Annotated in this window: 23 protein-coding genes and 1 pseudogene; 13 read left to right on the forward strand and 11 right to left on the reverse strand. The window is 40.6% G+C overall.

Annotated elements, in window-relative coordinates:
• Positions 1-5 precede the first annotated feature (5 nt).
• Positions 6-1022: a methyltransferase gene (locus MMO42_RS09965; protein ID WP_241320414.1), complete on the reverse strand. Its 1017-nt coding sequence runs from the start codon at positions 1020-1022 to the stop codon at positions 6-8.
• Positions 1023-1084: 62 nt separating this feature from the next.
• Positions 1085-2443 (reverse strand): nucleobase:cation symporter-2 family protein, encoded by a 1359-nt coding sequence (locus MMO42_RS09970; protein WP_005150035.1) that lies wholly within the window; start codon positions 2441-2443, stop codon positions 1085-1087.
• A gap of 176 nt (positions 2444-2619) precedes the next feature.
• On the opposite strand from MMO42_RS09970, the gene typA reads away from it, so the two are divergent.
• From typA to MMO42_RS09985, 3 genes are all read left to right on the forward strand, one after another.
• Positions 2620-4455, forward strand: coding sequence for a translational GTPase TypA (gene typA / locus MMO42_RS09975; RefSeq protein WP_005150036.1), 1836 nt, complete (start codon positions 2620-2622; stop codon positions 4453-4455).
• A 246-nt stretch (positions 4456-4701) separates the two neighbouring features.
• On the forward strand, positions 4702-5133 hold the full coding sequence (gene mscL / locus MMO42_RS09980; protein ID WP_241320415.1) for a large conductance mechanosensitive channel protein MscL: 432 nt from the start codon (positions 4702-4704) through the stop codon (positions 5131-5133).
• Positions 5134-5286: 153 nt separating this feature from the next.
• Positions 5287-5619, forward strand: a complete 333-nt coding sequence (locus MMO42_RS09985) for a gamma-glutamylcyclotransferase family protein (RefSeq protein ID WP_241320416.1) — start codon at positions 5287-5289, stop codon at positions 5617-5619.
• A 63-nt stretch (positions 5620-5682) separates the two neighbouring features.
• Here the strand turns inward: MMO42_RS09985 and MMO42_RS09990 are convergent, their stop codons facing one another.
• Both MMO42_RS09990 and mutM read right to left on the reverse strand, forming a co-directional pair.
• Positions 5683-5973: a peptidylprolyl isomerase gene (locus MMO42_RS09990; RefSeq protein WP_005150039.1), complete on the reverse strand. Its 291-nt coding sequence runs from the start codon at positions 5971-5973 to the stop codon at positions 5683-5685.
• A gap of 32 nt (positions 5974-6005) precedes the next feature.
• On the reverse strand, positions 6006-6827 hold the full coding sequence (gene mutM / locus MMO42_RS09995; protein WP_241320417.1) for a bifunctional DNA-formamidopyrimidine glycosylase/DNA-(apurinic or apyrimidinic site) lyase: 822 nt from the start codon (positions 6825-6827) through the stop codon (positions 6006-6008).
• A gap of 208 nt (positions 6828-7035) precedes the next feature.
• On the opposite strand from mutM, the gene MMO42_RS10000 reads away from it, so the two are divergent.
• Positions 7036-9165, forward strand: a complete 2130-nt coding sequence (locus MMO42_RS10000; protein ID WP_241320418.1) for a TonB-dependent receptor — start codon at positions 7036-7038, stop codon at positions 9163-9165.
• A gap of 44 nt (positions 9166-9209) precedes the next feature.
• Here the strand turns inward: MMO42_RS10000 and MMO42_RS10005 are convergent, their stop codons facing one another.
• The 5 genes and pseudogenes from MMO42_RS10005 to MMO42_RS10025 all read right to left on the reverse strand — a co-directional run bounded on the left by MMO42_RS10005 (position 9210) and on the right by MMO42_RS10025 (position 12447).
• The gene (locus MMO42_RS10005; protein ID WP_241320419.1) at positions 9210-10022 is read right to left on the reverse strand and encodes a sel1 repeat family protein; all 813 of its coding nucleotides are present in this window, start codon (positions 10020-10022) and stop codon (positions 9210-9212) included.
• Positions 10023-10278: 256 nt separating this feature from the next.
• Positions 10279-11004 (reverse strand): DsbC family protein, encoded by a 726-nt coding sequence (locus tag MMO42_RS10010; RefSeq protein ID WP_241320420.1) that lies wholly within the window; start codon positions 11002-11004, stop codon positions 10279-10281.
• A 74-nt stretch (positions 11005-11078) separates the two neighbouring features.
• Positions 11079-11432, reverse strand: a complete 354-nt coding sequence (locus MMO42_RS10015; RefSeq protein WP_241320421.1) for a protein tyrosine phosphatase — start codon at positions 11430-11432, stop codon at positions 11079-11081.
• Positions 11404-11634 (reverse strand): annotated as a pseudogene (locus MMO42_RS10020) (hypothetical protein). Before MMO42_RS10020 ends, MMO42_RS10015 begins: the two are co-directional and overlap by 29 nt.
• Positions 11635-11724: 90 nt before the next feature.
• On the reverse strand, positions 11725-12447 hold the full coding sequence (locus tag MMO42_RS10025; protein ID WP_241320422.1) for a folate-binding Fe/S cluster repair protein: 723 nt from the start codon (positions 12445-12447) through the stop codon (positions 11725-11727).
• Positions 12448-12629: 182 nt separating this feature from the next.
• On the opposite strand from MMO42_RS10025, the gene MMO42_RS10030 reads away from it, so the two are divergent.
• The 5 genes from MMO42_RS10030 to MMO42_RS10050 all read left to right on the forward strand — a co-directional run bounded on the left by MMO42_RS10030 (position 12630) and on the right by MMO42_RS10050 (position 14743).
• Positions 12630-13079: an SRPBCC family protein gene (locus MMO42_RS10030; protein ID WP_241320541.1), complete on the forward strand. Its 450-nt coding sequence runs from the start codon at positions 12630-12632 to the stop codon at positions 13077-13079.
• A 61-nt stretch (positions 13080-13140) separates the two neighbouring features.
• Positions 13141-13479, forward strand: a complete 339-nt coding sequence (locus MMO42_RS10035; RefSeq protein ID WP_241320423.1) for a DUF2004 domain-containing protein — start codon at positions 13141-13143, stop codon at positions 13477-13479.
• A 24-nt stretch (positions 13480-13503) separates the two neighbouring features.
• The gene (locus tag MMO42_RS10040) at positions 13504-13860 is read left to right on the forward strand and encodes a DUF488 domain-containing protein (protein ID WP_241320424.1); all 357 of its coding nucleotides are present in this window, start codon (positions 13504-13506) and stop codon (positions 13858-13860) included.
• A gap of 52 nt (positions 13861-13912) precedes the next feature.
• Positions 13913-14257: a zinc ribbon domain-containing protein YjdM gene (locus tag MMO42_RS10045; protein ID WP_241320425.1), complete on the forward strand. Its 345-nt coding sequence runs from the start codon at positions 13913-13915 to the stop codon at positions 14255-14257.
• A 150-nt stretch (positions 14258-14407) separates the two neighbouring features.
• The gene (locus MMO42_RS10050) at positions 14408-14743 is read left to right on the forward strand and encodes a YegP family protein (protein WP_241320426.1); all 336 of its coding nucleotides are present in this window, start codon (positions 14408-14410) and stop codon (positions 14741-14743) included.
• A 56-nt stretch (positions 14744-14799) separates the two neighbouring features.
• Here MMO42_RS10050 and MMO42_RS10055 read toward each other — a convergent pair whose 3' ends face one another.
• Together MMO42_RS10055 and MMO42_RS10060 are read right to left on the reverse strand one after the other, a co-directional pair.
• Entirely contained in the window at positions 14800-16515 is a 1716-nt protein-coding gene (locus MMO42_RS10055; protein ID WP_241320427.1) for a proline--tRNA ligase, read from the reverse strand.
• 198 nt (positions 16516-16713) lie between these two features.
• Positions 16714-17367: a hypothetical protein gene (locus MMO42_RS10060; protein ID WP_005296575.1), complete on the reverse strand. Its 654-nt coding sequence runs from the start codon at positions 17365-17367 to the stop codon at positions 16714-16716.
• 279 nt (positions 17368-17646) lie between these two features.
• On the opposite strand from MMO42_RS10060, the gene pilG reads away from it, so the two are divergent.
• From pilG to MMO42_RS10080, 4 genes are read left to right on the forward strand one after another with little or no spacing between them, the layout of a single operon-like run.
• Complete coding sequence (pilG, locus tag MMO42_RS10065) at positions 17647-18030, forward strand: twitching motility response regulator PilG (protein ID WP_004652356.1); 384 nt, start codon at positions 17647-17649, stop codon at positions 18028-18030.
• Positions 18031-18050: 20 nt separating this feature from the next.
• Positions 18051-18413: a response regulator gene (locus tag MMO42_RS10070; RefSeq protein WP_004652355.1), complete on the forward strand. Its 363-nt coding sequence runs from the start codon at positions 18051-18053 to the stop codon at positions 18411-18413.
• A 40-nt stretch (positions 18414-18453) separates the two neighbouring features.
• Positions 18454-18990, forward strand: a complete 537-nt coding sequence (locus MMO42_RS10075) for a chemotaxis protein CheW (protein ID WP_005150072.1) — start codon at positions 18454-18456, stop codon at positions 18988-18990.
• Between the two features lie 46 nt (positions 18991-19036).
• A complete protein-coding gene (locus tag MMO42_RS10080) occupies positions 19037-21121 on the forward strand; it encodes a methyl-accepting chemotaxis protein (RefSeq protein WP_005296573.1) in 2085 nt (694 codons plus the stop codon).
• The last annotated feature ends 41 nt before the right edge of the window (positions 21122-21162 follow it).

Genomic DNA, 21162 nt, shown 5'->3' on the forward strand with positions numbered 1-21162 from the left:
AACGTTTATTTTGCACAGGCATATAACACCTTGAATCCTTGTTGATCAGTTTTCACCACACATTGACCAAAACTTTGTTCAATGAGAGGAGGGTAGTTCAGAAAACGATTTGCCACGATCCATAATTCACCTGAATTTTTCAGATGTATTTTCGCAAGTTGGCAAAGTTCTTCACTTGCATCGTAATTGGTATGAATCCCCTGATGAAACGGTGGATTACTTACGATGGCATCCAAATCTTTGGGTGCATCTTTAAACCCTGTTACAGGCTGTAGAGTTAACTGATTGAAATCCAGATGATTTTTCTGAAAAGTCAGTTCAGTTGACCGTAAAGCAAATGCATCAACATCAAGTGCAAAAATTTGCTGGTTCAGATTTAGCTTGGCTAAATAAGCACTAATAATTCCAGCGCCACAACCAAAGTCGGCAATCTTACCTGATTTTACTTGGCTAAGGTAAGGGACTAATACGGCTGTTCCGACATCTAAATGATCTTGACTAAAGACACCAGGTAGTGCGCAAACTTCTAATTGTTCTTGATTCACTTGAACTGTATAGCTTTTTAACCAATATTCAAGTGGTTTCAACTGCTCAGTTTTTTCAATTTTCATTTGCCATAATTGGCAATGGCGTGCGCTATCAAGTTTTAGGACTTTACCGTACTGCTGTAATTGTTTTGCTGCCCGCTCAACGCCGCCTTTTTTTTCACCAACGAGAAAAACGTTTTGATTGAGTTTTAAATGACTAGCCACAACGTGCAGAAGATAATTCAGTAATTCTTTCGACTTGGGAACGAAAATAATAACTTGATCAAACGTTGCTTGTGGAAATTCCACGGAAAAATGAGAGCGAATGTCAGAGCTGATAAAACCTTGATGATCAGCATAATTCCAAGTCCATACAGAAGCTTGAACTGTGTTGGGTAAATTTTTGGCGAGTTGATCATTTGGAGCATTAATCAATAAGACTTGCCCATTTAAATAATTTTGTTGTCGGATGACAACTTCACTACGTGGATCCATTTTGATCTCTCATCAAAAACAAAGCCCAGTCGTGAAACTGGGCACTTGTGATGGGTGGATGATTATTTATGTGTTTCAGGTAAAACAATATTCAAAATCAAAGCGGCAATACCACCTGTTGCGACACCCGAACTAAAAATATTCTTAAATAGCTCTGGGAGGTGCTCAAGAATTTGAGGTACTTGCGCAACACCTAAGCCAAGCGCAAGTGAAATCGCAATAATCAGCAATGCACGACGGTCAAGGTGAATACTAGAAAGAATATTGATTCCAGACGCAGCGACAGCACCAAACATGACCATCACAGCACCACCAAGCACTGCTTGTGGTACGGCTTGAATCACCGCAGCAACAGCAGGAAACAGCCCTAAAATAATCAATAACACTGCAATCCAGATGCCGACATAGCGACTTGCAACACCAGTAAGTTGAATGACACCATTGTTTTGTGCAAACACTGAACTTGGGAAGGTATTGAAGATACCGGCTAAGAAAGAGTTCGCACCATTGACCAGAACGCCACCTTTAATTCGCTGCATCCAGATTGGGCCATCAACAGGTTCATTTGAAATTTTACTGGTTGCCGTGACATCACCAATGGCTTCAAGTGAGGTGACTAAGTAGATGAATGCCATTGGAATGAATAAGCTCCATGAGAAGCTAAGTCCAAAATGCATCGGTGTTGGAATTTGAATCAAGGGAGCATCATTGAGTACTGAAAAGTTTAAATGTCCCATGAATCCAGCAAGAATATAGCCAATCACGAGTGCAATTAAAATTGCTGAACTTTTCACCCAAATTATTTTAATACGATTTAACAGGATGATAATGCCAAGTACGGTGCATGACATAATCAGGTTATCTGCATTGGCAAACGTATTGTCTTGCATTGCAGTATAGCCACCACCCATGCTGATCAGGCCTTCTTTAATCAAAGTTAAGCCAATCAGAAGTACTACAATACCTGTCACCAGTGGCGTGATCAGTCTTTTCACCCAAGGTAGAATTCGAGAAACGCCCATTTCAATAAACGAACCCGCAATCACAACACCAAAAATGGCTGCCATGACTTGTTCAACAGGTGTACCAGCAGCAACCATTGCACTACCAATACCAATAATTGGACCGATAAAGTTAAAACTTGTGCCTTGAACAATCAAAAGTCCTGCACCAAAGGGACCAACTTTCTTACATTGTAAAAAGGTTGCAATTCCTGAGATGATCAAAGACATCGATAAGATCATATTGGTGTCTTCGCGCGACACGCCTAATGCCAAACAGATCAGTAAACCTGGGGTGACAATCGGGACTAAAATCGCTAAAAGATGTTGAAGTGCGGCTAAAAATGCAACAAAAGGTTTCGGACGATCATTGAGCCCGTAGACTAGATCAAGCTGTTGTTGAGGTTGTGAATTCGACATGGGAGTATAAAAAGCCAGAAGCATTAGTGGAATATTCTAATAGAGTTAGCTCGCTTTACCAACGATTCTATAACACTTCGTCAGAAAAAAAGTGCTCTGTCAATAAACTGTCACTACTAAAGTTTAGGATTCTTCTGTATAATTTGCCCTCAAATTTAAAGCGTATCGAATTTTACATGTCAGATATTAAAACTCTCCGTAACATTGCCATTATTGCGCACGTCGATCATGGTAAGACGACTCTTGTAGACAAACTTTTACAACAATCAGGTGCTCTTGGTGATCGCGCAGGCGAGATTGAACGTGTTATGGATTCTAACGCGCTTGAGTCTGAACGCGGTATTACCATTCTTGCAAAAAACACTGCAATCAAATGGTTAGATGCCCGTACAAACACCGAATACCGCATTAACATTGTGGACACCCCAGGACACGCCGACTTCGGTGGTGAAGTGGAACGTGTAATGTCGATGGTTGACTGTGTATTGCTACTTGTAGACTCACAAGAAGGTCCAATGCCACAAACTCGTTTCGTAACGCAAAAAGCGTTCGCACGTGGTTTGAAGCCAATCGTGATTATCAACAAAGTCGACAAGCCAAGCGCGCGTCCAGATTGGGTTATCGACCAAGTTTTTGATTTGTTTGATAATCTTGGTGGTACTGACGAACAGTTAGACTTCCCAATCGTTTATGCTTCAGGCTTACGCGGTGTTGCTGGTCCTTCACCAGAAGAATTGGCGGAAGACATGACTCCGTTGTTCCAAACCATCGTAGATATCGTTGAACCACCAGCAGTTGATGTTGATGGTCCATTCCAAATGCAGATCTCATCACTTGACTATAACAGTTTCGTAGGTGTTATCGGTGTTGGTCGTATCCAACGTGGTTCAGTAAAATTAAACACTCAAGTTACTGTAATTGATAAAGAAGGTAAGACTCGTAACGGTCGTATCTTAAAAATCATGGGTTACCACGGTTTAGAGCGTGTTGATGTTGAAACAGCATCTGCAGGCGATATCGTATGTATTACAGGTATTGATGCATTAAATATTTCTGACACGATTTGTGATCCGAAAAATGTAGAAGCTTTACCGCCATTGTCTGTAGATGAACCTACAGTTTCGATGACATTCCAAGTAAACAACTCTCCTTTTGCTGGTAAAGAAGGGAAATTTGTAACTTCACGTAACATTCGTGAGCGTCTTGATCGTGAGTTAATTCACAACGTAGCATTACGTGTTGAAGATACTGACAGTCCAGACCGTTTCAAAGTTTCTGGTCGTGGTGAACTTCACCTTTCAGTTCTTATTGAAAACATGCGTCGTGAAGGCTTCGAAATGGGCGTATCACGTCCACAAGTGATCATGAAAGAAATCGATGGCGAAAAACAAGAGCCATTCGAAAACGTAACTTTTGACGTTGAAGAACAACACCAAGGTTCTGTAATGGAACAAATGGGCTTCCGTAAAGGTGAGATGACTAATATGGAAGTTGACGGTAAAGGCCGTATCCGTATTGAAGCAACTGTACCTTCACGTGGTTTGATTGGTTTCCGTTCAGAATTCTTAACCATGACTTCTGGTACAGGGATTATGACATCAAGCTTCTCGCATTACGGTCCAGCAAAAGCAGGTACTGTTGCGAAACGTCAAAACGGTGTGTTGATCTCTATGGTTCAAGGTACTTGCTTGGGCTATGCACTTTTCACACTTCAAGACCGTGGTCGTTTGTTCGCTAAACCACAGTTAGAAGTATATGAAGGCATGATCATCGGTATTAACTCTCGTTCTGATGACATGGTTGTTAACCCAACTAAAGCGAAACAGTTAACTAACGTTCGTGCATCAGGTACAGATGAAGCTTTGACTTTAACACCTGCAATGGAATATACGCTTGAACAAGCGCTTGAATTCATTGAAGATGATGAATTAGTTGAAGTTACTCCAAAATCGATTCGTATTCGTAAGCGTTACTTGACTGAAAACGAACGTAAGCGTAACCGTGACAAATAATTTTTCTTTATTGAAAAATGAAAAAACCGCTAAATTTATTTAGCGGTTTTTTATTGCATAAAATAAATCACTGCTTCATGCTTAAGTTCATATTTTTATTAAAATAAAATATGTTGTTAAAGTGTGAAATAACTTTCTTTTTTTGATAAAAATATTAAATTATCATCATTATCATGAATAACTGCACCTGTGTAATAAAGAATGCAAAAACAGGCTGCGATCAAGTTCAACTCTGGAGAGTTATAGATGAGTATTATTAAAGAATTTAAAGAATTCGCCATCAAAGGCAATATGATGGATTTAGCGATTGGTGTCATTATTGGTGGCGCATTCGGTAAAATCATTGATTCATTAGTTAAAGATATCGTGATGCCCGTGATCTCGTGGATCTTGGGTGGTGATGTTGATTATAGTAATTGGTTCCTAGTGCTTGGAGATAATCCAAATAATCTGACGAGCTTAAAGGCGGCTCAGGATGCAGGATTAAATATCTTTGCCTATGGTAATTTCTTAACCATTCTGATTAACTTCTTGTTATTGGCATGGGTAGTATTCTTGTTGGTGAAAGTCATGAACCGTATCCGCAAACAAGAACAAGCTGTACCTGAGCCAGAAGCGACTCCTGAAGATGTTCAATTGTTGCGTGAAATCCGTGATGAATTGAAAAAACAAGGCTAAACCATCTTGAGTGAAAAACGGCATTTTGATGCCGTTTTTTATTGTCTATTGGAATAAGAAGCTGCTGAAGATGGATGTGAAAATAGTCGTTTTGACATAGAAAAATTGCTGCTTTCATTTTAAGATGCTGTGCATATTGTGAGGGGATCAATCATGAATCGACTATTTGTTTACGGTACACTTTGCCCAAATCGAGAAAATGCCCATATTTTGGGTGAGATCGGAGGGGAATGGCAGCAGGCCTTTGTACATGGCATGATTCATATTTTAGATTGGGGCCCAGATAAAGGTTTACCTGCAATCGTGTTGAATGACGCAGATCCTCTGGTTGAGGGTTATTTATTTAGCACAGAAAAATTAGAGCAGAACTGGCAGATGCTGGATGATTTTGAAGGGATGCAATACCAAAGAGCGCTTGTAGATGTCACACTGGCTACAGGCGAAACAATCCAAGCATGGACTTATGTGATGAAGGCCCAAGACTAAAATAATGAGTAAGTAGGCCAAATCGTATGATTGAGCTTAAATCGGAATTTAAGCTCAAACGTGCTATCTCAGACTATCCATACGGAATTTAACTTCGACCAAATGGAAACCAAATTGGCTTTTAATTGGACCATGTAAAATACGTTCAGCAGCAGTGAATACCAGCTTATCGATCACTGACACCAGCTGTCCTTTTTTGACTTCGCCAAGTTCACCGCCACGTTTTGCAGAATTACAGGTCGAATATTGCTTGGCGACTTTTGCAAAATCAGCACCAGACTGAATGCGCTTTTTAAGCTGTTCAGCTAAATCTTTATCTTTGACTAGAATATGTCGAACAATCGCCGTTTGCATGATTTGTTCTCCTTGGGTACATCTCAATTCGTTTAAGCTTTCTTTAACTTCAGTGGTTGGCATTGTGGGCAGAATACGCTGGCACGCTGTCCTAACTTTAAGTTTTCCAATGTCGTTTCACAATTTACGCACATCTCACCAGCACGACCATATGCTAAAAGTGTTTGCTGGAAATAACCATTTTCGCCCATGGCATTACTATAGTCCCGTAAAGTTGAACCACCTAAATCAATTGCTTGTTTCAAGATACGTTTAACTTCAATCACCAACTTATCGATTTGTAGCTTGCTCAAGGTTGAAGCAGGTTGTGCTGGATGTACTCCGATATTGAATAAACTTTCAGTCGCATAAATATTGCCGACACCAACCACCACATGGTTATCCATTAAAGCAATTTTAATGCCTACATTTTTTTTACTGAGTTTTTCACGCAGATAGGCAGCATTAAAATCTTCGCTGAGGGGTTCTGGGCCGAGGGTATCAATTAACTTGGTCTGATTAGCTTGGTCTAACCACAGAATGCAACCAAAGCGGCGTGGATCATGGTAGCGAAGTTGCTGATCTTCAAAGTCAATGATCAGGTGATCGTGCTTTCTCAATTCATCACTCGGTTTGCAAAGACGAAAGCTACCAGACATACCCAAGTGCCAAAGCATCTGATCTTGTTCAAATTCCGCTAAGATATATTTAGACCTGCGTTTAAGCTGGGTTAAACGTTGTCCAATTAATTTATCAAGGTCATTGGGAATCGGCCAACGTAAGCTTGCATTCAATACTTGGACGGCTTGAACGCGTTGCTCTAACAAAGGGAGTAGGCTGGTTTTAGTGGTTTCAACTTCAGGAAGTTCGGGCATATTGAGCTCAAGTTGTTTCAACAACAATACAATGAGGGTAAATGTTTCACTTACAATTATGACGGTATTTAATTTTATTTGCTAATGCAGATCGGTAACGCGATTGATGGTTTTAGCTAAAGTTAAATGTGTAAGATAAATATAAAATAATCAGACTCTTACTTTTTAAAAAGCCTTTCTTTGAAATTTTGAGAAATAAGGAATCTTCATGCCTTCACCAAAAATTAACCTTTTATACGGTTGCGTTGCAATGTGTATGGGGTTAAGCAACTCCCTTGTTTGGGCTGCTGCACCTGATGCAGAACAAGCCGTGCAGCTTCCAGCGATTAGAGTTGAAGCAACGCGTACCGATACCACTTATATGCAAACCCCTGCATCAATTTTTAGGGTCGATATGCCTAAAAATGATCAATCTGCACAGGTCAATTTAACCGAAGTGGTTAAAGGTATTCCAAGTGTGCAATTGCGGAATCGTGAAAATTATGCTCAAGACTTGCAACTCTCGATGCGTGGTTTTGGTGCGCGCTCTACCTTTGGTGTGCGTGGGATTCGCTTATATACAGATGGTATTCCAGCTACGATGCCAGATGGTCAAGGTCAAACCTCCAATATTGATTTAAATAGCTTAAGTCATCTGGAAGTGCTAACGGGTCCATTTTCTTCGTTATATGGCAACTCATCAGGTGGAGCGATTCTCGCAACAACTCGAGAGGGACAGGGCAAAGATTCGATTGAGATGAGTTATGTGGGTGGCAGCCATAACAAAAATCGCGCAGGTCTGGTGTTGCAGGGTGGCGCAAAAAATCAAAATGAACCGAGCTATATCATCAGTTCATCGTACTTTGATACGGATGGTTATCGTGATCATAGCAGTGCAGAAAAAGTATTAAATAATGCAAAATTGACGTGGAATTTAGATGATGGCAGCAAAATTAACTGGGTCACCAACTATGTCAAAATTCATGCAGACGATCCACAAGGATTAAATAGAGCACAGTGGCAGCAAAATCCGCGTCAAGTGAACGATGCAAAGAATCTCTACAATGTACGTAAGGATATTGAGCAAACCCAAACCGGTGTGACTTGGTCTAAACCGATTAATGATCAGCATGAATTATATGCAATGGCCTATTTGGGCAATCGTCAGGTGACTCAATATCAATCAATTCCCCAATCCGCTCAGGCTAACCCCAATCATGCGGGTGGTGTGATTGATTTCGAACGTAATTATTACGGTGCTGATTTCCGTTGGACAGGTAAAGAACTGTTACCTAATACCACTTTTAGTGCTGGGGTTGCCGTTGATAGCATGGATGAAGACCGCAAAGGCTATGAAAACTTTAATCTACAAAATGGTCAGCCTTTTTATGGTGTAAAAGGCAATTTACGTCGTGATGAAGACAATAGCTTGTGGAATGTTGATCCATATTTACAGGCCTCATGGCAATTCTTACCGACTTGGCGTTTAGATACGGGTGTGCGTTATAGTAATGTGCATTACAAGTCTAAGGATCGCTATTTAAGTAACGGCAATGATAGTGATAAAACGGATTACAACAAGGTGTTGCCATCAGCCGCTTTAAGTTGGCAAATTGCACCTGAGTTATTGGCTTATGCCAGCTATGCCAAAGGTTTTGAAACACCAACGTTTACTGAGATGGCCTATCAAGCGGACCCTCAAAAGTCTGGATTTAATTTTGCTCTAAAACCATCGACCAGTGATAACTATGAAGTGGGTTTGAAGTCGCAAAATCCGTTTGGTGATTTCACTTTCGCGATTTTCCAGAGCGAAACGAAGGATGATATTGTTTCAGCAGGTACTTCGAATGGTCGTGCAACCTTTAGAAATGCAGATAAGACCTTACGTCAAGGTGCTGAATTCGCTTGGAACAAAAAGCTTTGGAAAGACTTGGAAATCAGTACCAGTTATGGATATTTGGATGCTAAATTTGACGCAGCTATTCCTGCTGTCGGTGCGGTAAAGGCAGTTGAAAAGGGCAATGCGATTCCTGGTATTGCCAAGAACCAAGCCTTTATTGGACTGGCTTGGAAACCAGATCAGGGTTTCTATGCAGGACTTGATACTCAATACATGGATAAGGTCTATGTCGATGATATCAATAGTGATGCAGCTGAAAGTTATACGATTGCCTCAGCTTATACCGGCTATGCATGGAAATATGCAGACTGGGGGATTAATGGCTTTGCGCGTGTAGATAACCTGTTTGATAAAAACTATGCAGGTTCTGTCATTGTAAATGATAGCAACAGCCGATTCTTTGAGCCTGCCGATGGGCGTAATTGGAGTGCTGGAATTAAAGTCAGCAAGCAATTCTAGAAAAAGAAAAACAGCAGCTTAATATTGAGCTGCTGTTTACTGATTTATTTCTTAGGGGCCTGAGCTGGAGCGGCTTTTTTTGCAGCAATGGCTTGTTCAACTTTAGCTAAGGATTCTTTTGCATTTGGATAGTTTGCTGCGGCTAAACGAGAAAAAATGTTTTTCGCCTGCTCTAAGTCTTGATCAATAATAGTGCCATTGGCCAGCATATTGCCAAGGATTACTAGAGAGGGTGCATAGTCCTTCTTAGCAAGATCTTTTAAACTTTCAATGGCTTGCTGTTGCATAAATGGATTTTTGTTCTTCACTCCAATCCCAAGGTCATACACTGCCTTTAGGTTTTTTGCTGGATAATAATCTTTGCGAAGTAAAGGCAGTAGCTTTTGCACAGCCAATTGGTCATATTCAGGTTTTCCCTGTCTGAATAGTAAATCAGCAAATTCAACTGTTGCTTCATCTGAGCCTTGAACCGATGCTTTTTCTAAATACTGTTTATATTTTTGTGGGTCTTTGGCAAGACCGAGTGTGCCTTTATGGTAGGCTTGAGCCAAGCTAAAACTTGCTGGTCCATAGCCTTTATTAGAAGCATCTTGATAATATTGCAGTGCTTTTTTTTCGTCTCGTGCAGTGCCTTGCCCAGCTTGAGTCATATAACCGAGGTTATAGATGGCTTGCTTGTTGCCTGTATTGGCCAAACGTTGCATTTCTTGAAAAGCAGCAGGATAGTCCTTTGCTTCATAGAGTTGAGTTGCTTTGGTAAACAGTGGATCTGTTTTGGTAGCCGAAGTTTTACTGTCTGCGGCGAATGCTGCATGGCTTGCAATAGTGATTAAACTCGCAATGAGCAATTTTTTCATCTTTATTTTCCTTTCACGTTGATCTGCTTTCATCCTTTGCATAGCAGAACTCAATATGCTGTCTCCATCATAAAAGCTTGCTGAAAAATGTAAATAAGGATTTTGTATAAATCGTGACGAAGAAGGACGGGATGGCGAAGCTTATTTTTTATTAAAATATTTAAAAATCAATTAAATAATATTGAATTTTAAAAGAATGGCTTGCGAGTCATTTGTGGCAAAATGGTCAACAAGCCTCCATATTTGATCTATATTTCTAGCGACTGGCTTCTTCTAAGAGCTGCTCAATTTGTTCAGCATTTTGTGGACTGCCCGAGAGACGTATACCATTTTGCAAGAATAAAGTTGGTGTGCCATCGATTTGTAATTTTTGACCTAATGCGAGGTTCTTCTGTATTGGCGTTTCACATTGTGCGGTATTTTTAGGGGCTTTGCGGTGCAGCATATAATCTTCCCAAGCTTCATACTCATTTTTCGAGCACCAAATTTTATTGGCAACCGCTTCAGCTTGTGGGTGTAATTTTTTCAGCGGGAACAAGAACAGATACACGGTGACATTATCAACCGAAGTCATGTGTTGCTCGAGCTTTTGGCAATAAGGGCAATCAGGGTCGCTAAAGACGTAGAGGGTACGTGCTCCATTCCCTTTTACATATTTAATTGCCTGATCGAGTGGCAGTTGTTTGACATCAATTTTACCAAATTCAGCTAAACGCTCTTCGGTTAGATTTTTTTTGTTTTTGACATCGAGGAGATTGCCGAAAAACAGGTATTTGGCTGTTTCATCCGTATAGATAATTTTACCCGCGGCATAGACTTCATAAATACCGGGTAAAGGAGAGGAGCTGACGGATTTGACTGGAATATCTGGATAATTCTGTTTGAAGTTTCGTTCCAGTGTTTTGCTATCGGCATGTAGGTTTTGTACGCTGAGAAGACTCAAGCCGAGTACAGATAACCATGTCTTGATCATTATTTTCATTGTGCATTTAGATTGATGAGAATCATTGAACAATAACGTTCATTTTGGCTTTCGACAAGAATCTAGATCAAACTTTATTTCAAATAAGGCTGCATTGCCAATTGTAGCAATTCGATCAGTTCAGGATCCATGTATTGATAGTCGTCAGGGATGTCGAGGACAAACACTTTTTTATGCAGCAATTGTTTTGAAAATTTTTCTTTGATCTGTTGTTTATGTCGTGATTCCATCACAAAAATTTGCTCGGCCCAAGCAATATCTTTGAATGAAATCGTATGTTGAGCATGACGACTGGTTCCTGCTGAACGGGTATGTAGACCATACCCTTGAGCGAAGATACGTTCGGCAGTTGGACTGCGCCATTGATTGCGGCTACAAATGAAAAGTGTGTTCAGTATTTTAAATCCAAGAATTGAATTGGGCTTCACGTAAATATCTTGCGTTAGAAATTCGAGGATATTCGATTCCTAATTGTCTGGCACGTGCAAGTTTGTCTTGTCGTGTATACAGATATTTCCATTGTTTAGGGGGCTTCTAACACAGAGATGTATGTCTGCAGTCTCGACCACGAAATAGAAATTTTTGTTTACGTCGCCATGCTCGATTACGTTGTTGTGATAAATCATCCATATTAAAAAAACTCACGAGTTGATCGGGTTCAGCAGCCGCGATAACACATGAGTTTTTAATATAAAATCAAAGCCTAACTTTTACAAGTATTTAGCTTGGTCTTGCTACATCGCCATTAAGCGCTTCAGGAAGTTCTAAAACCGTCACACCAAGTTCTTCCAGTGCAGCTGGTTTAGCAATGACCAAAGCCAAATAGCCTTCTTCAAAAGCAATACTATTCACTACTTCGACGTCTTTACTAAGTTGCGTTGCAGATGCAGGCACTGCATCTTTGGCTTGAATTAAGTGCAACCAGTGTTTAGGCTTTGCTTTAAACCAAAGACGTGCCACGATTTCTTGACCAAGGTAACAGCCTTTATCAAAATGCACGCCATCACGTTGATGTAAGCGTAATTCTTGAGGTTGGAATAAATGCTCTGTGGTTTGGGTAATCCAAGCTTGTCCAGATTGGATTGCTTGAATTTGCCAAGTCGTGATATCTGTAGCTGTTGCAGAGAACTCGGTTTGCGTACCGACAACAGTTGGATAAACTGTTCCAACTTCTTCTAACTTCATTTTAGAAAAAGCACCAAACTTTTTAATGTGTTTGGACAATTCTTCAGCTTGATCTTGAGTGGCTACAAACTCAAAACTTTCTGGATTTAATCTTTTAATCCATAAACCAAAATGAATACGTCCTTTTAAATCACAAATAGCGGTATAGCGACTTTCATTCTTAGGCAAGCGTTCTACATGAACAGTCACTTGACCTTGCAAAAATTTTTGTGCATCGACACCATTTAAACTAAAAGCAGTAAAAGCAAGCTGACTCATAGATCAATCCTAAATCTGCATTCTGAACACTAAAATATGGTCTGTTATTTTGCGCCATTTTTCACAAAAAAGCAGCTTGAGATTCTCGATATTCGTGCTCAAATGGGCGATTGAAGGCATAGCATTTGTACAATAAATCGCTATGATGAATCGATCCAACAGAATAATAGTGATATTGGAGAATAAGAATGACAGGTACAGTCCGATTACATCGCGTATTTAATGCGCCACCTGCACGGGTTTATCAGGCATTTCTTGATCCTGATGCATTGGTTAAATGGTTGCCACCGCATGGATTTACCGCAAAAGTGCATCATTTAGACCCACAACAGGGCGGGACTTATAAAATGTCATTTACCAATTTCTCAACGGGGAGTTCACATTCCTTTGGTGGCACCTATGTTGAGCTGGTACCCAATGAACTTCTGCGTTATACCGATCGCTTTGACGATCCGAATTTACCCGGTGATATTCAGGTCACCATTCAATTGAAGCAAGTGCTGGTCGGTACCGAAGTGCATATTACACAAGAGGGAATCCCTGATGCGATTCCTGTTGAGGCCTGTTATCTCGGTTGGCAAGAATCACTTTATTTATTGGGCTTGTTGGTACAAGCACAAATACCAGATTAATAACGCAAACAACTTAATCTTAACTACAGAGTTTAGGAAGATCATTACATCGGGGGATGCTATGTCAGAACAAGCGATTGTTGAACGCCGTGAACAACTTGCGCGTATCGCCATGCGTGAAGCTTTGGACAATCAACAAGCCGAAGATAGTGTGGAATTGTTTATTCAACACCATTTGGAGGAAGTGGAGCCAGCATATTGGAAAAAACACTTTGCAACCTCAACACCAACACCTGTGCAGGTGCTAGAATTTTTGGTGCTTGCTCATCAATGGGAAGATGAGGACATAGACAGTTATGACATGCTGGATTTTACCTTGCCAGATGACATCACTAACTATGTTATTTGCGTGAGTTTTGATGCAAAAGGGCAAGTGATCGATATATCAATGGAAAGTTGAACGGATAAGCTGTAGGAGAATCACGTGCAAGTTCAGATTAAACGTATTTATGATCCTGTAGAGCCAAACGACGGGCAGCGTGTATTGGTTGACCGTTTGTGGCCTAGAGGAATTTCTAAAGAGCGTGCGCATTTAAATCTATGGTTGAAGGAAATTGCACCATCGACAGAATTACGACAAGCCTTTTGCCACAAGGCTGAACACTGGCTCAGTTTTCAGGAGGGATATTATCAAGAGCTTAAAGAGAATCCTGATGTACAGCAGCTCCGAGAAATGGCAGAGCAACAGCAATTGACGCTGATTTATGCCGCCAAAGATCCTGAACTTAATCATGCTTTGGTACTTCAAAATTATTTACTCGGAAAAGCGATTCAAACCTAAAATTTTGAAAAACTGCGTCTATCCATCATAATAGTCGTTTTGAGTTTCTTTTATGTCTTTTCCACATTGCCCACAATGCCAATCAGAATATACTTACCAAGATGGCGACTTATTGATTTGTCCTGAATGTTCACATGAATGGAAGGAAGGGGAAGCAGCAGCTTCAGAATTACAAGACATCATTAAAGATGCCAACGGCAATGTTTTGACTGATGGAGATAGCGTTACGGTTGTCAAAGATTTAAAAATTAAAGGCTCTTCATCTGTGGTCAAAGTCGGAACGAAAGTAAAAAGTATCCGTTTGGTGCCTGATGCAAGTGATGGCCATAACATTGATTGTAAAATTGATGGTGTGGGTGCAATGAAATTAAAATCTGAATTTGTAAAAAAAGTTTAATTTATTTTTATTTGGGAGCATGAAAATGCTCCTTTTTATTCATTACATAAATTACCAAAAATGAACAAAATTTAATCTTCTTAAACGGCAATTGCTGATCTATATTGGATGAGATAACAATCAATAGTAACTCAAAAAATAGAGGTCTTTATGTCAGGATGGTTTGAAGTGAGTCAGGCGAGTGATGGGCAATATCGCTTCGTATTAAAAGCAGGAAACAGTGAGACTGTTTTAACAAGTGAATTATATAAAACCAAAGCAGCTGCATTGAACGGGATTGCATCAGTACAAAAAAATAGTCCTGATGATGGCCGTTATGAACGATTAACATCTAAAAACGATAAGCCGTATTTTAATTTAAAAGCTGCGAACCATCAGGTGATTGGTAACAGCCAGCTGTATTCAAGTGAGCAGTCACGTGAGAAAGGGGTTGAGTCGGTGAAAAAGAATGGGCCATCGGAAACCATTAAAGACCTCACTGTTTAATCTTCAAATAAAAAAGCCGTTTCATTGAAACGGCTTTTTTAGCTTCAAAATTTAAATTAGCGAATAAATTTAGCTAATAGTTCTTCTTTATTCAGGTTGCTGGCTTCAGCATCACGACGGCCTTTATATTCAAAAGTACCCGCATCCAAACCTTTCTCACCAATCACAATACGATGAGGAATACCCATCAACTCAAGATCAGAGAATTTCACACCCGGACGCTCATTGCGATCATCGAGTAATACATCATAACCCTGTGCTTGTAATTCAGCATAGAGTGCTTCAGCAGCTTCAAGCGTACGTGGTGATTTATGTGCATTCATTGGTACAATTGCAACTTCAAAAGGAGCAATCGCTTGTGGCCAGATAATGCCTTTGTCATCAAAGTTTTGTTCGATTGCTGCTGCAACCACACGTGTAACCCCGATCCCATAGCAACCCATAGTGACAGTAAATGGTTTGCCATCTTCACCTAAAACTTTACAGCCCAAAGCTTCAGAATACTTTGTACCCAGTTGGAAAATATGACCGACTTCAATACCACGTTTGATTAAAATCGTACCTTTACCATCTGGAGATGGATCGCCTTCAACCACATTACGCAGATCGAAGATTTCTGTAAATTTCGCATCACGATCCCAGTTTACACCTGTTGCATGCTTGTCGACTTCGTTGGCACCCGCGATAAAGTCAGATAAGACCGATGCAGCACGATCTGCAATCACGGTTAAGCCTTTTTCAACCAAGCCTTGAGGACCACAGAAACCTGCAGTTAAGCCGTGATGTTGCAATTGCTCTTCAGTTGCGAAAGTTAACGGTGATGCAATCAATGGATGCTTTTCAGCTTTAATATCATTCAGTTCATGATCACCACGTAAGAATAAGGCAACAACAGGTGTGTGGCCTTTTTCATCGGTTGGACCTTGTACCAATAATGCTTTGACGGATTGCTTTGCGTCTGCATTTAAGAACTGACACACATCAGCGATGGTTTTCTGGTTTGGTGTATCCACCAAGGTCAATGCTTGAGTCGCTGCAGCGCGCTCTCCGACTAAAAGTGCCTCTGCCATTTCAACGTTTGCGGCAAAGTCAGACTCAGTTGAGAAGGCGATGTCATCTTCACCACTTGACGCAAGTACATGGAATTCATGCGATGCAGAACCACCAATTGAACCTGTATCTGCCTGTACTGGACGGAAGTCCAAACCGAGACGAGAGAAGATACGACTATAAGTGTCATACATCACGTCATAAGTTTCTTGCAAAGAGGCCTGATCAGCATGGAAAGAATAAGCATCTTTCATGATGAATTCACGCGAGCGCATGACACCAAAACGTGGACGAATTTCATCACGGAATTTGGTTTGAATTTGATAGAAATTCAATGGTAATTGCTTATAGCTTTTCAGCTCATTACGCGCGAGGTCGGTAATGACTTCTTCATGTGTTGGACCCAACACGAATGGATTGTCATGACGATCTTTAAAACGTAATAACTCTGGGCCGTATTGTTCAAAACGACCAGATTCTTCCCACAGTGCAGCAGGTTGTGTAACAGGCATGAACACTTCTAATGCGCCAGAACGGTTCATTTCTTCGCGAACAATGGCATCCACTTTCTTTAAAACACGCGTTCCCATGGGCAACCAAGAGTATAAGCCAGAAGCTAATTTACGAATCATCCCCGCACGTAACATGAGCTGGTGTGAAATGACCTCAGCATCATTTGGGGTTTCTCTTAACGTTGCAAATAAAAAGCGGCTTGCGCGCATGGAAACTGTCCTAAAGTTAAGTGTTATTTAAAAAGTGCTATAAAATGAGCAAAATAATGAGCTCAGTTTTGAGCAATTGGCATTATGACATGAATCATTCAATTTCGCGCAGTATAAAGTATCGCAAAGACTGTAAATATTGGAATTGTTTAAAGATTAATGTCGAGATGGGAATGCAATTTATTGAATATCGAGAGCTTAAGTTGAACTCAGCGCATTTAAACGATTAATAATGTCGGTATATTCCACTTCGGTCTTGTGATAGGCATTTCGTAAGCTTTCAACGGTTTTTTTGACATTTTCAATATTTTGGGCGTTATTTTCCAGATTGCTTTTGAGCTGTGCGGGCAGCATTTCGCCTTTACGGTGATATTCCATTTCTTGGCGTTTAAAGCCAATTTTATCCTTCTGCAGCTGTTGTAATTGTTCTTGTTGGTAATTCAGCTGTTTTTTTAGGGTGGCTAAAATCTGATCTCGTTTCGCTGCAGCAATTTGCGGACTGCCATAGGCACGTTTTAGTTTCAGATCCTGTTCGCGGCGACGAGCAATCGATTCTCGTTGAGAGGATTGTTGGGCATCTACGGCAGCATTGTAAGGTCGATTACGTTTGATCACTTGCATATTGCGGTCAAGTGCTTCATAACCATAGCGGATATGTTCTGGTGTGACAGAGGTGCTGACATTGGCAACTCTGTTTTTGTCATAATAACGATACCAAACTGCTTTAGACTGTTCAGTCGTGGCAAAGGATGAGCTGCTGACAAAGAGCAATAGGAAAAAACAACAAATGTAACTACGAGTAATCGTTGTAAAGTGACGAATGCGGAAACCGCACTTTAACGAACCAGTCATTACATTCCCCGTAAAAAAGTTAATTAAATCACTTATTTTTAAATAATAATCAGTTGTATATTAGTGCTAATTTATACATTTAAAAATAGTTATCCAGCAAAAAAAATAGGAATTTAATTAAAAGTGTGAACTGTTTAGGATTGTTTAGAGAAACTGATAGATTGGTTCAAAAAACTTCATTGATAATGCAAGTAAAGATATGTTAAAAATATCAACTAATGTGTATAAAACAAATTAAACCAACCATAATTTGTATTGAGTATTGGGGCAGGACAATAAATGGAAGATAAATTTCAAAATTTAAAGGTGATGGTGATTGACGATTCAAAAACGATTCGTCGTACAGCTGAGACCTTGTTGCAACGTGAAGGTTGTGAGGTCATTACTGCTGTTGATGGCTTTGAAGCATTATCAAAAATCGCAGAAGCCAATCCAGATATCGTTTTTGTAGACATCATGATGCCTCGTTTAGACGGTTATCAAACCTGTGCATTAATTAAAAATTCTCTAAATTATCAAAATATTCCAGTGATTATGTTGTCAAGCAAAGACGGTTTGTTTGACCAGGCCAAAGGGCGTGTTGTGGGGTCGGATGAATATTTAACCAAGCCGTTTAGTAAAGATGAGCTGTTAAATGCGATTCGCAACCACGTTAGCGCATAAAATTAAAGATTGAGGAAAAAATGGCTCGTATACTTATTGTAGATGATTCACCTACTGAAACATTTCGCTTTAGAGAAATTTTGACGAAGCACGGTTATGACGTTATAGAAGCGACCAATGGTGCTGATGGGGTGACCATGGCGCAGGCAGAACTTCCTGACTTGGTGCTGATGGATGTGGTCATGCCAGGGATGAATGGCTTTCAGGCGACACGCCAAATCAGTAAAGGCAAAGACACACAGCATATTCCTGTTGTGATCGTTAGTACAAAAGATCAGGCTACAGACCGTGTATGGGGTAAGCGTCAAGGGGCTTGTGATTATTTGACCAAGCCGATTGATGAACAGCAGTTGATCGATGTCATTAAACAATTATTAAGTTAATTTTTTGCTCAAGATGAGCCTTCTCAATACGGGATAGGGTATGGCAGCAAATGGATTTATCGAATTGCTTCGCTTATCCAAGCGAGGTAACAAGCAATACACTGCAACTCAAAATGAAGTCAGCCGTTGGTCTGGTATTGCATTTGAGATGTTGGGGCAATATTTTGTTGCGCCTTTAGGGGAAATTTCGGAGGTCATTTATCCTCCGAAATATACACCTGTACCAAATACTCAGGCGTGGGTACGCGGTTTGGCCAATATTCGTGGACGACTACTTTCGGTTTCTGATTTAACACATTTTATCTCAGGGCAACGAAGTCAGTTTTCCCCGACGCAAAAAGTTATTTGTATTAGCCATCAAGACCATTATGTGGGGTTGGTCGTTGATCAGGTTTTGGGGATTCAACACTTTAATAAGAAGAGTTTTTTCTCCCAAAATAATGAGTTGGATAATAAATTGAAAGATTATTGCCAAGGTCATTTTCATCAACATAATCAACAATGGCATGTATTTTTATTGAGTCGTTTGTTAAACAATCCTCAGTACATGAATGCATCAATAAAATTTATAAACTAATTTAATACGCTACGGAAGATAAACGCGTATTTGGGGAGAAGCTGATATGGGCTTTAAACTTAAAAAAAAGAACGGCAATGGCGATAGTGCAGGGCTGAAAAAAGGCGGTGTGTTCTTAGATAATATTCGAACACAACTTGACCAGTTTTCACGCTTATTCGGTGAGACTGAAAAATCAAAACCGATTATCTATCGTGCTTTAATTGCGTTGGCCCTTGCAGTCATCCTCTTAATATACTTATTCGTCAGCGTACCGCGTTCGAATCAATTGACTCGTAGTTTGGGTGAGTTGCGTTTGTTATCGCAAACGATTTCACGTCAAGCCACTGAAGCAACGGCATCTGGTACACCAGAAGCAATGAAAAAATTGGTCGAGTCAGAAAAGCAGTTTGCTGAAAACTTAGACACTGTTGAAAGTGTCTACGGTAAAGGCTCTGATGAATATAAAAAGGTGAGTGGACTTTGGGACAATGTCGCAAAGAATATTGATCTGATTGCATCGCAACAAAAAGTCATTAACCAACTTTACGATACCAACATCTCGATCAGTGAAACGATTCCTGAAATTCAGGCGGAATACAACTTGATGGTCGACCAGATGGTTCGTGAAAACATGCCAAGTAGTCAGGTAATTATCACTAAAAACCAGGTGTTCATTGCAGAACGTATTTTACGTTCGATCAACTCGGTGCTGGTGGGTACAGACAACTCTAGCGTGTCAGCAAACGACTTTGGTGCTGATATTGATACCTTTGGTGTTTATCTGAATGCACAATTAAACGGTAGCTCTGAGCTTGGTGTAGACCGAATTAGTTCTTCGGCTTTACGTGAATCGGTAGATAGTATCAAATCTGATTATGACGCTGTATTGAAATCTGCAGCAGCAACCGTATTGCAAAACGCCAACCAGATTGTTCGCGTACGTCAGGCATCTTCACAAATTTTCTCTCAGTCTGATGCACTTTTGACATCATTGAATGATTTGTCGAATAAAGCAGAAGGTGGTTGGGGCAATGTCATTGCTGGTATCGTACTGATCGGTGCTTTAGGCTTGCTGGTATTCTCTGCACTACAATTACTTGCGTTACGTAGTAATACTGATAAAGAGCGTGTGACACGCTTACAAGATGAATATGACCGTAACCAGAACGCGATTTTACGTTTACTGGATGAGATTGCCGACTTAGCGGACGGTGACTTACGTTCGTATGCAACGGTATCGGAAGATTTTACGGGTGCGATTGCGGACTCGATTAACTTCGCGATTGACCAGTTACGTGACCTTGTATCTCGAATTACAGATACATCTCAAGAAGTTGCACGTTATACCCAAGATACGCAAAGCATTACCAACCAGTTGGCAGAAGCTTCTGAACATCAGGCGCAAGAAATTGCAGGTGCATCTGCGGCGATGAACGAAATGGCATTGTCGATTGACCAAGTATCTGCCAACGCTTCTGAGTCTGCTGACGTAGCACAACGTTCGGTACAAATTGCAACCAATGGTGCGCAAGTTGTAAACCGTTCGATTGAGGGTATGGATCATATTCGTGAACAGATTCAGGAAACTTCAAAACGTATTAAGCGTTTGGGTGAGTCTTCTCAAGAGATTGGTAACATCGTCTCGCTGATTAACGATATTGCCGACCAAACGAACATCTTGGCATTAAATGCTGCAATCCAAGCATCGATGGCAGGTGAAGCGGGTCGTGGTTTCGCGGTCGTAGCGGATGAGGTACAACGTCTTGCAGAACGTTCTGCATCAGCAACCAAACAGATCGAAAGCTTGGTAAAAACCATTCAAACAGATACCAACGAAGCCGTGATTTCAATGGAACAAACCACGTCGGAAGTTGTACGTGGTGCGAACTTGGCAAAAGATGCGGGTATTGCACTGGATGAGATTCAGACGGTATCGGGCGACTTGGCGAAACTGATTGCAAGCATTTCGGATGCAGCAAAACTTCAGTCTGCTTCTGCCAGTCATATTGCCACTACGATGAATGTCGTGCAGGAAATTACTTCACAAACCACAACAGCAACGTTTGATACAGCACGCTCAGTTTCTGAGTTGGCAAATATGGCTGAATCATTACGTGAATCAGTAACTGACTTTAAGTTACCTGATTAAACCGAATTGGGAAGGCAGATGGGGGTGTCTGTCTTTCCATT

Source organism: Acinetobacter sp. ANC 3882, from assembly GCF_022549545.1.
Taxonomy (GTDB): domain Bacteria; phylum Pseudomonadota; class Gammaproteobacteria; order Pseudomonadales; family Moraxellaceae; genus Acinetobacter.

What these genes read in the sequence shown, in the direction of transcription:
- MMO42_RS09965 (WP_241320414.1), bottom strand. Translation starts at nt 1,022, where the DNA reads ATGGATCCACGTAGTGAAGTTGTCATCCGACAACAAAATTATTTAAAT.
- MMO42_RS09970 (WP_005150035.1), bottom strand. Translation starts at nt 2,443, where the DNA reads ATGTCGAATTCACAACCTCAACAACAGCTTGATCTAGTCTACGGGCTC.
- typA (WP_005150036.1), top strand. Translation starts at nt 2,620, where the DNA reads ATGTCAGATATTAAAACTCTCCGTAACATTGCCATTATTGCGCACGTC.
- mscL (WP_241320415.1), top strand. Translation starts at nt 4,702, where the DNA reads ATGAGTATTATTAAAGAATTTAAAGAATTCGCCATCAAAGGCAATATG.
- MMO42_RS09985 (WP_241320416.1), top strand. Translation starts at nt 5,287, where the DNA reads ATGAATCGACTATTTGTTTACGGTACACTTTGCCCAAATCGAGAAAAT.
- MMO42_RS09990 (WP_005150039.1), bottom strand. Translation starts at nt 5,973, where the DNA reads ATGCAAACGGCGATTGTTCGACATATTCTAGTCAAAGATAAAGATTTA.
- mutM (WP_241320417.1), bottom strand. Translation starts at nt 6,827, where the DNA reads ATGCCCGAACTTCCTGAAGTTGAAACCACTAAAACCAGCCTACTCCCT.
- MMO42_RS10000 (WP_241320418.1), top strand. Translation starts at nt 7,036, where the DNA reads ATGCCTTCACCAAAAATTAACCTTTTATACGGTTGCGTTGCAATGTGT.
- MMO42_RS10005 (WP_241320419.1), bottom strand. Translation starts at nt 10,022, where the DNA reads ATGAAAAAATTGCTCATTGCGAGTTTAATCACTATTGCAAGCCATGCA.
- MMO42_RS10010 (WP_241320420.1), bottom strand. Translation starts at nt 11,004, where the DNA reads ATGAAAATAATGATCAAGACATGGTTATCTGTACTCGGCTTGAGTCTT.
- MMO42_RS10025 (WP_241320422.1), bottom strand. Translation starts at nt 12,447, where the DNA reads ATGAGTCAGCTTGCTTTTACTGCTTTTAGTTTAAATGGTGTCGATGCA.
- MMO42_RS10035 (WP_241320423.1), top strand. Translation starts at nt 13,141, where the DNA reads ATGTCAGAACAAGCGATTGTTGAACGCCGTGAACAACTTGCGCGTATC.
- MMO42_RS10045 (WP_241320425.1), top strand. Translation starts at nt 13,913, where the DNA reads ATGTCTTTTCCACATTGCCCACAATGCCAATCAGAATATACTTACCAA.
- MMO42_RS10050 (WP_241320426.1), top strand. Translation starts at nt 14,408, where the DNA reads ATGTCAGGATGGTTTGAAGTGAGTCAGGCGAGTGATGGGCAATATCGC.
- MMO42_RS10055 (WP_241320427.1), bottom strand. Translation starts at nt 16,515, where the DNA reads ATGCGCGCAAGCCGCTTTTTATTTGCAACGTTAAGAGAAACCCCAAAT.
- MMO42_RS10060 (WP_005296575.1), bottom strand. Translation starts at nt 17,367, where the DNA reads ATGACTGGTTCGTTAAAGTGCGGTTTCCGCATTCGTCACTTTACAACG.
- pilG (WP_004652356.1), top strand. Translation starts at nt 17,647, where the DNA reads ATGGAAGATAAATTTCAAAATTTAAAGGTGATGGTGATTGACGATTCA.
- MMO42_RS10070 (WP_004652355.1), top strand. Translation starts at nt 18,051, where the DNA reads ATGGCTCGTATACTTATTGTAGATGATTCACCTACTGAAACATTTCGC.
- MMO42_RS10075 (WP_005150072.1), top strand. Translation starts at nt 18,454, where the DNA reads ATGGCAGCAAATGGATTTATCGAATTGCTTCGCTTATCCAAGCGAGGT.
- MMO42_RS10080 (WP_005296573.1), top strand. Translation starts at nt 19,037, where the DNA reads ATGGGCTTTAAACTTAAAAAAAAGAACGGCAATGGCGATAGTGCAGGG.